This window comes from Mesorhizobium sp. B2-8-3, from assembly GCF_006440815.1.
GTDB lineage: Bacteria > Pseudomonadota > Alphaproteobacteria > Rhizobiales > Rhizobiaceae > Mesorhizobium.
The window spans coordinates 105,942-114,218 of sequence record NZ_VFTW01000018.1; the positions used below are offsets into that span (position 1 = coordinate 105,942).

6 protein-coding genes are annotated in these 8,277 nt (G+C 65.8%); 2 read left to right on the top strand and 4 right to left on the bottom strand.

What is annotated here, in order from left to right:
- Positions 1-67 precede the first annotated feature (67 nt).
- From smc to FJ418_RS23080, 3 genes are all read right to left on the bottom strand, one after another.
- Complete coding sequence (smc, locus tag FJ418_RS23070; RefSeq protein ID WP_140869567.1) at positions 68-3,529, bottom strand: chromosome segregation protein SMC; 3,462 nt, start codon at positions 3,527-3,529, stop codon at positions 68-70.
- Positions 3,530-3,592: 63 nt separating this feature from the next.
- A complete protein-coding gene (locus FJ418_RS23075) occupies positions 3,593-4,339 on the bottom strand; it encodes a DsbA family protein (RefSeq protein WP_140647305.1) in 747 nt (248 codons plus the stop codon).
- A gap of 154 nt (positions 4,340-4,493) precedes the next feature.
- The gene (locus tag FJ418_RS23080) at positions 4,494-5,003 is read right to left on the bottom strand and encodes a DUF721 domain-containing protein (RefSeq protein ID WP_140869569.1); all 510 of its coding nucleotides are present in this window, start codon (positions 5,001-5,003) and stop codon (positions 4,494-4,496) included.
- A gap of 33 nt (positions 5,004-5,036) precedes the next feature.
- Between FJ418_RS23080 and mutY the strand changes: the two genes are divergently transcribed.
- A complete protein-coding gene (mutY, locus tag FJ418_RS23085) occupies positions 5,037-6,209 on the top strand; it encodes an A/G-specific adenine glycosylase (RefSeq protein ID WP_140857287.1) in 1,173 nt (390 codons plus the stop codon).
- On the top strand, positions 6,206-6,817 hold the full coding sequence (locus tag FJ418_RS23090) for an HAD family phosphatase (protein ID WP_140857288.1): 612 nt from the start codon (positions 6,206-6,208) through the stop codon (positions 6,815-6,817). The genes mutY and FJ418_RS23090 overlap by 4 nt, the downstream gene beginning before the upstream one ends.
- A 54-nt stretch (positions 6,818-6,871) precedes the next feature.
- Here the strand turns inward: FJ418_RS23090 and FJ418_RS23095 are convergent, their stop codons facing one another.
- The gene (locus tag FJ418_RS23095; RefSeq protein WP_140857290.1) at positions 6,872-8,005 is read right to left on the bottom strand and encodes a site-specific DNA-methyltransferase; all 1,134 of its coding nucleotides are present in this window, start codon (positions 8,003-8,005) and stop codon (positions 6,872-6,874) included.
- Positions 8,006-8,277 lie beyond the last annotated feature (272 nt).

Below are 8,277 nucleotides of genomic sequence, written 5' to 3' on the forward strand. Positions count from 1 at the left end.
TAACGAGCTATGTCTGCACGATTTTGCGACGTGCAGTTTAATGAGGGCAACCGAACACTGATCTAGCTCAGCTCGCCTCGCGCATCGCCTCGGCCGCTTGCAGGTCGACCGAGACCAGTTGGCTGACGCCTTGCTCGGCCATGGTGACACCGAACAGCCGGTCCATGCGCGCCATGGTGATGGGGTTGTGGGTGATGATGACGAAGCGGGTTTCGGTGGTCTTCGACATCTCGTCCATCAAATTGCAGAAGCGCTCGACATTGTGGTCGTCGAGCGGCGCGTCGACCTCGTCGAGCACGCAGATCGGCGCGGGGTTGGTGAGGAACACGGCGAAGATCAGCGACATCGCCGTCAGCGCCTGCTCGCCGCCGGAAAGCAGCGTCATGGTCTGCGGCTTCTTGCCGGGCGGACGGGCGAGGATTTCCAGCCCCGCCTCCAGCGGATCCTCGGACTCGATCAACTGCAGCTCGGCCGTGCCGCCGCCGAACAGATGCGAGAACAGCCGCTGGAAATGGCCGTTGACCACCTCGAAGGCCGACAGCAGCCGCTCGCGGCCCTCGCGGTTGAGGCTCTGGATCGCCTGGCGCAGTTTTCTAATCGCCTCGATGATGTCCTCGCGCTCGGAAACGATGGTCTCCAGCCGCTCCGACAATTCCTTCTGCTCTTCCTCGGCGCGCAGGTTGACGGCGCCGAGCCGCTCGCGCTCGATCTTCAATCGGTCGAGCTGGCGTTCGATCTCGGCCATGTCGGGCATCGGGTCGTCGGCTTCGAGGCCGGTATGCTTGATGACCAGATGCGGCGGCGTGTTGAGCGCTTCCTGGATGCGCGCCTCGACCTCGGCGCGGCGCTCATCCGCCGCGGTGAGCCGCTCCTCGGCGCGGACGCGGGTTTCGCGCGATTCGGCGAGCGACTGGATGGCGGCGGTCGCCGCCTTGTCGAGCTCGGCCTGCTTGTTCTCCGCCTCCTGCAGGCGGTCGCTCGCCGCCTGGCGCAAAGCCTCAGCCTCGGACAGCTGCGACAGCAGGGCGCGGCGCTTGGCGTCGATCTCGTCGGGCGCGTCGGCCAGCCTTTCGCGCTCGGCCTCGGCTTCGGCCTTGCGCTCGCCAAGGGCCGCGATTTGCGTCGAGGCGTTCTCGGCGCGCTCCAGCCAGTTCTTGCGCTCGGCGCCGATGGCGTCAAGCCGGCGCACGCGCGCCTCGGCCTCGCGCCGCAGCCCTTCATGCACGGCGCGCGCATCGGCGAGCGTGGCGCGGTCGCGCGAGACGTTGGCGGAGGCCTGTTCGAGCTGCAATTGCAGGTCGCCAAGATCGGGCGCGTCCTGCAACATCGCCTCGGCTTCGAGGAAAGCGGCCTGCGTCTCCTCATGGCTGTCAACAATGCGAGCGCGTGCCTCTTCGAGCGCGGCGCGCCGGCTCAACAGCTCGCCGCCGGCCTTCTCGGCCTCGGCCAGCGCGTTGCGGGCCGCATCCAGCGCATGCTGGGCGTCGCGGCCGGCTTGGCGCGCATTGCGCTCGGCATCGCTTGCCTGGCGCATCGCCTGCTCGGCATGCGTCAACGCCTCCTCGGCCTCGCGTACGACAAGCGTCGCCTGCACGGCTTCGGCATCGAGCTCCGCCAGGCGGTTCTTCTGCGCCAGCCGCAGCGCGGCGGCGGTCGGAGCGTCGGCGCTCGCGGTCAAGCCGTCCCAGCGCCAGAGCGCGCCATCGCGGCTGACCAGCCGCTGGCCGGGGGCCAGAAGCGCCTGCAACCGGCGGCCGTCGACGGCGTCGACGATGCCGATCTGCGCGAGGCGGCGGGCAAGCTGCGCCGGCGCGCGAACGACGCTGGCCAGGCTCTTCACACCTTCGGGCAGCGACGCATCGCCGGGCTGGACCGAGCTTTCGCCCCAATGCACCGGAGCGCTGCGGTCGAGCGGAACGTCGAGGTCCTCGCCAAGGGCCGCGCCAAGCGCGGTTTCGTAGCCGCGCTCGACACTGATCTGGTCCAGCACCGAAGGGAAAAGATCGCCCCCGCTGGTGGCATTGAGGATCTTCGCCAGCGTGCGCGCTTCCGTCTCGATGCGCGCCAGTTCGGCCCTTGCATCCTGCAGCGGAGGCCTTGCGGCGCTTTCAGCAGTGCGGGCCTCCGCGACGGCCTGCTCGGCGGCAATGGCGCCGGCCTCGCTCTCTTCCAGCCGGGCAAGCGCATCCTCGACCAACAGCCGCTTCTCGGCCGGATCCGGCAGGCCGGAAATGCGCGCGACGATGTCGGAAAGCTCGCGGTCGACCTCGGCGAGCTGGCGGGCGAAGCGATCACGGCGCTCGGCGGTCTCGCGCAGCGAGCGCTCGATCTGGTGGCGCGAGGCGGCCGCCTCGGCGCGCTCGGCGGTCAGCGCGGCAAGTTTTGCTTCGCTCTGCGAGAGCGTCGCGCCGGCCTGTTCGAAGGCGGCGCGTGTGGTCGCCTCGCGCTCGGCGGCACCGGCGTTTTCCGAATTGAGCTCGGCTTCCTCGGTGCGCAGGCGCTCCAGGATGTCGGCATTGTCGCGCACCATCCGCTCCTCGCGGGCGATGTCGGCGTCGAGCTGCTGCAGGCGGCGTTCGAGCTCGGTCTGGCGGGCGCGGATGCGGCCGGCCTCTTCCTCGATCTGGGTCTTGGCGATCGACAGGCGCTGAAAGGCGGCAGCAGCGGCGGCTTCGGCGTCGCGCAGGTCCGGCAGCCGGTGCGCGGCGATGCCCTGCTCCCTGGCCGCCGCCATCTGGGCCGCGGCGCGGTCGCCGACCAGCGTGGTGGCGACGGCAAGCGCGGAACGCGCCTCGCCTTCCTGGGTTTTTGCCAGCGTCCAGCGCAGATGCAGCAGCGTCGCTTCGGCCTTGCGGATATCGGCCGACAGGTTCTTGAAGCGCGACGCCTGGCGTGCCTGGCGCTTCAGGCTCTCGATCTGGCCTTCCAGCTCGCCGACCACGTCGTCCAGCCGCTCGAGGTTCTGCTCGGCCGCCTTGAGCCGAAGCTCGGCCTCATGCCGGCGCGTGTGCAGGCCGGAGATGCCGGCGGCTTCTTCGAGCAGGGCGCGGCGGGCCTGCGGCTTGGCCTGGATCAGCTCGCCGATACGGCCCTGCCCGACCATGGAGGGCGAGCGTGCGCCGGTCGACTGGTCGGCGAACAGAAGCTGCACGTCCTTGGCGCGCGCTTCCTTGCCGTTGATGCGGTAGAGCGAGCCCGCCTCGCGCTCGATGCGGCGCGACACCTGCAGTTCATCGGCGTCGTTGAAGGCGGAAGGCGCGGTGCGGTCGGTATTGTCGAGGAAAAGCGTGACTTCGGCGGTGTTGCGCGCGGGGCGCGCGCCGGAGCCTGAGAAGATCACGTCGTCCATGCCGGACGCGCGCATGTTCTTGTAGGAGCTTTCGCCCATCACCCAGCGCAAAGCTTCGACGAGGTTCGACTTGCCGCAGCCGTTCGGCCCGACAATGCCGGTCAGCCCGCGTTCGATGACGAACTCGCCGGGCTCGACGAACGATTTGAAACCGAGGAGGCGAAGGCGCGAAAATTTCATTCGCGCCGCCCAACACTACAGGCGTGCGCGCCGAAGCCGGACCGCTTCGGCGCGGCCTGGATGTCAGAGCAGAGGGTCGATGATGGCCGACATTTCCTCAATCGACATCGCCCCTTTATAGGTCTTTCCGTTGATGAAGAAGGTCGGCGTCGAGTCGACCTTGAACTCGTCCGCTCCGCGTTTCTGGACTGCTCTCACATCGTCCAGAAGTTTCTGGTCCGTCAAGCAGGACTCGAAGGACTCCTGTGTAAAACCGGCCAGCTTGGAGATCTGCAGCAGCGCTTCCTTGGTGTTGTTGACGCCGACCCAGCTCGGCTGCTGCTTGAACAGCACGTCGACCATGGCGAAGTAATTGTCCTTCGAGCAGCGCGCCAGCATGAAGCCGGCCTCGGCGCTCGGGTCGAACGGGAATTCGCGCAGAATATAACGGACCTTGCCGGTGTCGATGTATTTCGACTTCAGCTGTGGGAAGGTGGTGTCATTGAAATGCGCGCAATGCGGGCAGGTCATCGATGCGTATTCGACGATGGTGACCTTGGCGTCGTCCTTGCCGAGCTGCTTGTCGGGCAGCGCGCCCGGCTTGAGCAGTTCCGTCATGTCCACGGTGCCCTGCGCCTCGGGCACCTGGACCGCCGCCGGCGTGGCGGCCGGCTTGGCAGGCGTCGACGGGTTGGCCGGCTTCACATCGGCTGCCTTCGCCTCCTCGCCGGAGTCGCTGCATGCGGCAAGCAGCGCCACCGCAGGAACAGCAGCCAGCGCGGTCAGAAGGTTTCTGCGAGACAAGCTTTTGCCAGACGGGGCACGGTTCATGCGAATCACCTGATATCGGTTGGATTTTGCAATGCAAGGGCTAGAAAAAGCGAGAGTTGGCGCGAATTAAGGCATCGCGATCCCCAATCCAATCGCGAAACTTGATCATAAGCATCACGAATGCGCGAGATTGGTGACGCATTCATGACACTTCTTACGACCGTTTGGGCTTCCTTTCACCCATAATCGTGGCGCCGAGCCGCTCCAGCGAAGCGCGCAGGCCGTCATCCTCGATCTGGCCGACCAGATGCGAAAGCTTCGACTTCTCCGCCTCGCTCAGAGGGCGCGGCGCCGGCTTCGGCCGCGCCTTTTGCGAAAGCACCGGTTTTTGCAGAATCTTGATGCGGCCGACCGCGTTGAAACCCAGGAAGGCATTGACGCGGTTGATCACCTCGCCGGCCTCGTGCTGCAGATGCAACGCCGCCATGCCTTCGCAGGCGATGATCAAGGTCGCCGGCTCGAACGGATCGTCCTCGTGCAAGCGGCGTGGCCACTGGATCTTCTCCGGCCGCGAGTGGGCGGCCAGGCGCGGCCCGGCGATCTCTTCCCAGGACTGCACCAGCCCGATCGAGATACCGGCGCGCTTCTTCAGCACCGGGTCGAGGATCTCGGTGGCGAGATCGCTCACCGGAACGGGATTGCCGAAGGGCCTTTTCCCTGCCATGTGCGTTCTCCAGTTCCCCAGCTCATCCGATCAATGGCACCGCTCGATCAGACCCGCAAGGCATCACAGAAGACCGCATCCGGCGATATCGGATCCGGCGATACCAGCAAAGCTGGATCCCCGGATATCGCCTCCCGCCTGCTTGCCTGGTATGACGCGCATCACCGCGACTTGCCCTGGCGCGTCACGCCGGTCGCGTCTGGGCGCGGCGTGAGGGCCGATCCCTATCGCGTGTGGATGTCCGAGGTGATGCTGCAGCAGACCACGGTCGAGGCGGTGAAAGCCTATTTCCGCAATTTCGTCGAGAAATGGCCGACGGTCGAAGCGTTGGCGGCGGCGCCCGCCGAGGATGTGATGAAGGCGTGGGCCGGGCTCGGCTATTATTCCAGGGCGCGCAACCTGAAAGCCTGCGCCGACCTGGTGGCGCTCCGAGGCGGCCGTTTTCCCGACACCGAGGCGGGTCTGCGCGAATTGCCGGGAATCGGCGCCTATACCGCGGCGGCGATCGCCGCGATCGCCTTCGACCGGCCAGCGGCGGTCGTCGATGGCAATGTCGAGCGGGTCGTGACCCGGCTCTATTCGATCGAAACGCCGCTCGGCGAGGCCAAGCCGGAGATCCGCGCGCTGGTCGAAAAACTGGTGCCGCAGACGCGGCCCGGGGACTTTGCCCAGGCGATGATGGATCTCGGCGCGACGATCTGCACGCCGAAGCGGCCGCGCTGCATGCTCTGCCCGATCCGCGAGGATTGCAGCGCCATTCTCACCGGCGATCCTGAACGTTTCCCGGTCCGGCTGCCGAAGGACGACAAGCCACTGCGCAAGGGTGCCGCCTTCGTCGCCGAGCGCGACGACGGCGCCATCCTGCTCCGCAAGCGGCCCGAGAAAGGCTTGCTCGGCGGTATGACCGAGGTGCCGACCACCGGCTGGACAGCGCGGGTTGACGGCGCCACGACGGCCGAGGCCGCGCCTTTTCCCGCCGATTGGCGCCGCGCCGGGCAGATCGGGCACGTCTTCACCCATTTCGCGCTTGAGCTCGAAATCTTCCATGCCCGCGTCAAAGGCGACGCGCCGGACGGGCATTTCTGGTCGCTGGCTCATGAAATTTCCGGGGAAGCGCTGCCGACTGTCATGAAAAAGGCAATCGAGGTGGCGATACCGGGCGCGACCAAGAAACCGTCGCCGCACAGTGCAAAGAGGCCTGCATGACCGAAATCCGCCATATCGTGTTCGACATCGGCAAGGTGCTGATCCATTACGATCCGGATCTTGCGTTCAGCCGGCTGATACCGGATGCCGAAGAGCGCAAATGGTTCTTCGACAATGTCTGCACCAGCGAGTGGAACATCGAGCAGGATCGCGGCCGCACATGGGAAGATGCAGAGGCGTTGCTGATCGCCGAGCATCCCGATCACGCCGAGAACATCCGTAACTTCCGCCGCCATTGGCACGAGATGGTGCCGCATGCCTATGACGACAGCGTCGCCATCATGCTCGGCCTGATCGAGCGCGGCCACGATGTGACCATGCTGACCAACTTCGCCGCCGACACGCTCGCCGAAGCACGGCAGCGTTTCGACTTTCTCAACCGGCCGCGCGGCGTGACCGTGTCGGCCGACATCCGCCAGATCAAGCCGGACCGCGCCATCTATGATCATCACGTGACCGCGTTCGGTCTCGAGCCATCCGCCACATTGTTCATCGACGACAGCCAGAAGAATGTCGACGGCGCCAGGGCCGCCGGCTGGCAGTCGGTGCTGTTCACCGACGCCAAGACGCTTAAAGCAGACCTTCAGCGGTTCGGGATTGCGGCCTGAACTGAATCGCTTGCGGCGATCCGTTGAGGTGTTGATTCAAGAGGGGCCGGCGGCTCAGGCCCCTGCCCGCTCCATGCCGAGGCGGGCGATGCGGCGCAATTCGTCGATCGGGGTCAGGCCGCCGCTGCGCTCATAGTGCCAGAAGGTCCAGCCGTTGCAGGCATCCAGCCCCTGCACTTCGGCGCCGATCTTGTGGATCGAGCCGGCGCTGTCGCCAATCGCCAGCGTGCCGTCGGCGCGCACCTTGGCCGCCCAGCGCTTCTTGGCGTCGTAAAGCGTGGCGCCCGGCGTCACCAGGCCGTTGTCGATCAGGCTGATGAAGGCGACGCGCGGCTCGGCACGCTTGCCCGAAAGCACGGTGAGATCGGCGTTTTCCAGCGGACGCACCGCGGCGATGCGCTCATTGGCGGCGTCGATATAGGCCTGCTCGCGCTCGATGCCGACGAAATGGCGGCCGAGGCGCTTGGCGACGGCGCCCGTGGTGCCGGAGCCGAAGAAGGGATCGAGCACGACGTCGCCCGGCTTGGTCGAGGCCATCATGATACGGGCGAGCAGCGCTTCCGGCTTCTGCGTCGGATGCAGCTTGTTGCCGTTCTCGTCCTTCAGCCGCTCGCCGCCGGTGCAGATTGGGAACAGCCAGTCGGAGCGCATCTGCAAATCGTCGTTCGAGGCCTTCAGCGCTTCGTAATTGAAGGTGTAGCCCTTGGCCTTCTGGTCGCGCGAGGCCCAGATCATCGTCTCATGCGCGTTCTGGAAGCGGCGGCCGCGAAAATTCGGCATCGGGTTGGTCTTGCGCCAGACGATGTCGTTGAGGATCCAGAAGCCGAGATCCTGCATGCGGGCGCCGACGCGGAAGATGTTGTGATAGGAGCCGATGACCCAGATGGTGCCGCTGGGCTTCAGCACGCGGCGCGCCGCGAGCAGCCAGGCGCGGGTGAAGGCGTCATATGCCTCGAAACTCTCGAACTGGTCCCAGTCGTCGTCGACGGCGTCGACCTTGGACTGATCGGGCCGGTGCAGGTCGCCGTCGAGCTGCAGATTGTAGGGCGGGTCGGCGAAGATGATGTCGACCGACTTTTCCGGCAGCTTGTCCAGCGCGGCGACGCAGTCGCCCTTCAGGATCGTGTCCAGCCATTCGGCCTGCTGGGGAGCTTGGGAAAGCTCGTCGATAAGACGCACGGCAGACATCAAAACACCCAAAAGAACGCGTTACGGTTTACTGGCTGTTATGGTTACCGATCAGCGTAAACATTCGGTGAAGGCTCGCCGCCCGGCCCACGCGGTTTGCGCAGGCCGGTCCATTGGTGTATGCCGCGCCGCCTAGATCAAAGAAATAGAGCATGATGCCCTCCGAAAACCGCTCCACACTTTTCGGCATCATGCTCTAGGGCTTGTTGAGATTCATCGTGAGTTTATGACGGCGGCAGCGAGATGGATGATGGCACTGAAACTCTGGTCGG

Bases quoted from the DNA above. Each gene is read 5' to 3' on its own strand.
- FJ418_RS23090 (WP_140857288.1), top strand. From the start codon at position 6,206: ATGACCGAAATCCGCCATATCGTGTTCGACATCGGCAAGGTGCTGATC.
- FJ418_RS23075 (WP_140647305.1), bottom strand. From the start codon at position 4,339: ATGAACCGTGCCCCGTCTGGCAAAAGCTTGTCTCGCAGAAACCTTCTG.
- FJ418_RS23080 (WP_140869569.1), bottom strand. From the start codon at position 5,003: ATGGCAGGGAAAAGGCCCTTCGGCAATCCCGTTCCGGTGAGCGATCTC.
- smc (WP_140869567.1), bottom strand. From the start codon at position 3,529: ATGAAATTTTCGCGCCTTCGCCTCCTCGGTTTCAAATCGTTCGTCGAG.
- FJ418_RS23095 (WP_140857290.1), bottom strand. From the start codon at position 8,005: ATGTCTGCCGTGCGTCTTATCGACGAGCTTTCCCAAGCTCCCCAGCAG.
- mutY (WP_140857287.1), top strand. From the start codon at position 5,037: ATGGCACCGCTCGATCAGACCCGCAAGGCATCACAGAAGACCGCATCC.